Below are 2,386 nucleotides of genomic sequence, written 5' to 3'. Positions count from 1 at the left end.
ACGTGCCCGCCATGCTCAAAGTCGGTGTGCTGCACCTGATGGGGGTGAGTGGCCGGGTCGATCTGCCTCAAGCCAAGCAGTGGCTCTATCAGGCCTCTCAAAAGGGCAACAAGCTTGCATTGAAGGTGTTGGAGGAGCTCGCACTGGCCGAGGAGGGGAGCAGTACCTTCAATTTCAACTGGCAACCCCTGCTTGGTGGCTAACTGGCAAGCGCCTCATTTGGTTGTAGAAAATCTCATCAAACCCGATACACCCCCGCCTACTTCTGGTAGCATGGTTCGGTTTTTGGTTTGCCTTGTGCCGTTAAGCAAGCTGTTTGCGGCGCTGGGCGCCTCTGCAAAGTGCTGTAGAGAGCCAGAACATCACCCTTTTTGAATGCTTTTTCCATCCCGCATGTGCCCTTTGGTAGGGGGCACCACTGTATAAGGAAACACACAATGCCAATCATTACTCTGCCTGACGGCAGCCAACGTCAATTTGCCCACTCCGTTTCCGTCATGGACGTGGCCGCGGACATAGGTCCGGGTCTTGCCAAGGCGTGCATTGCCGGTCGGGTAAACGGTGAACTGGTGGATGCCTGCGAGCTGATCGAAGCCGATGCTTCCCTGGCCATCATCACCGCCAAAGACGAAGACGGTCTGGACATACTGCGCCACTCCTGTGCTCACCTGCTGGGTCATGCCATCAAGCAACTCTGGCCCCAGACCAAGATGGCCATTGGTCCCGTCATCGATAACGGTTTCTACTACGACATCGATCTGGATCGCACCCTGACCGACGACGATCTGGCTGCCCTGGAAGAGCGCATGCTGGCGCTGGCCGCCAAGGATTACGACGTCATCAAGAAGAGAGTCTCCTGGCAGGAAGCACGCGACGTGTTCGACGCCCGTGGCGAGTCTTACAAGGTCGAGATCCTGGATCAGAATATTGCCCGTGATGATCAGCCCGGTCTCTATCATCACGAAGAGTACGTCGACATGTGTCGCGGCCCGCACGTGCCCAACATGCGTCACTGCCACCACTTCAAGTTGCAGAAGATGTCCGGCGCCTACTGGCGTGGCGATTCCAACAACAAGATGCTGCAGCGCATATACGGTACGGCTTGGGCTGACAAGAAGCAGCTCAAAGGCTACCTGCAGCGTCTGGAAGAGGCGTCCAAGCGCGACCACCGCAAGATAGGCAAGCAGCTCGACTTGTATCACATGCAGGAAGAAGCGCCTGGCATGGTGTTCTGGCACAACGATGGCTGGACCATCTTCCGTGAGCTGGAAACCTTCATCCGTGGCAAGCTCAAAGAGTACGACTATCAGGAAGTGAAGGGTCCCTTCATGATGGACAGGGTGCTGTGGGAGCGTTCAGGTCACTGGGAGAAGTATGCCCAGGCCATGTTTACCACCCAGTCCGAAAACCGCGAATACGCCATCAAGCCGATGAACTGCCCGGGTCATGTGCAGATCTTCAACCAGGGTCTGAAGTCCTACCGCGATCTGCCGCTGCGCATGGCCGAGTTCGGCTCCTGCCACCGCAACGAGCCGTCCGGTTCCCTGCACGGTCTGATGCGGGTGCGTGGTTTTACCCAGGATGACGCTCACATCTTCTGTACTGAAGAGCAGATCATGGAAGAGGTGTCCGCCTGTATCCGTATGGTCTATGACGTCTACGGCACCTTTGGCTTTGAAAATATCGTGGTCAAGCTCTCGACTCGTCCCGAGCAGCGTATTGGCTCCGATGAAGCTTGGGATCGCGCAGAGGCCGCCTTGGCTGAAGCTCTGGTGCTGAACGGCCTGAAGTACGATTTGCAGCCGGGTGAGGGCGCCTTCTACGGTCCCAAGATCGAATTTACCCTGCATGATTGCCTTGATCGTGCTTGGCAGTGTGGTACCGTGCAGCTCGACTTTGCCCTGCCTGGACGTCTGGGTGCCACTTATGTGGGTGAAGACAACGAACGCCACGTACCGGTGATGATCCACCGGGCCATTCTGGGTTCACTCGAGCGTTTCATCGGTATTCTGACCGAAGAGTACGCCGGACTGTTCCCGACTTGGTTGGCTCCGACTCAGGCTGTGGTCATGAATATCACAGATAATCAGGCCGATTATGCGGTAAAAGTAGCCAAAGCATTGAATGATGCGGGTCTTCGCGCAAAAGCGGACTTGAGAAATGAGAAGATTGGCTTTAAAATCCGCGAGCATACTTTGAAGCGAGTACCTTTCATGCTGGTCTGCGGCGATAAAGAAGTTGAAGCCGGTAAGATTGCAGTACGGACTCGTAAAGGGGCTGACCTGGGCACTTATCCTGTTGAAGAGCTAGTGGCTCTGTTGACCCAGGAAGTTCAGACCCGCGGACAAAAGAAAGTGGAGGAATAAGCTATAAAAGGCGGAAAAAA

1 protein-coding gene and 1 pseudogene are annotated in these 2,386 nt (G+C 55.4%); both read left to right on the top strand.

From position 1 onward, the window contains the following. Window positions 1–203 (top strand): annotated as a pseudogene (locus AAC083_RS05570) (SEL1-like repeat protein); the annotation flags it as partial. 234 nt (window positions 204–437) lie between these two features. Continuing rightward, window positions 438–2,366 (top strand): threonine--tRNA ligase, encoded by a 1,929-nt coding sequence (gene thrS, locus AAC083_RS05565; RefSeq protein ID WP_108536052.1) that lies wholly within the window; start codon window positions 438–440, stop codon window positions 2,364–2,366. Window positions 2,367–2,386: the final 20 nt, after the last annotated feature.

The organism is Aeromonas sp. HMWF014 (genome assembly GCF_963878295.1).
Classification (GTDB): domain Bacteria; phylum Pseudomonadota; class Gammaproteobacteria; order Enterobacterales; family Aeromonadaceae; genus Aeromonas; species Aeromonas popoffii.
Note: the sequence above shows the minus strand (reverse complement) of the source record. Positions and strands in the feature narration are given on the sequence as shown.

Excerpts from the sequence above, each read along its gene's own strand:
- thrS (WP_108536052.1), top strand. The coding sequence starts at position 438 with ATGCCAATCATTACTCTGCCTGACGGCAGCCAACGTCAATTTGCCCAC.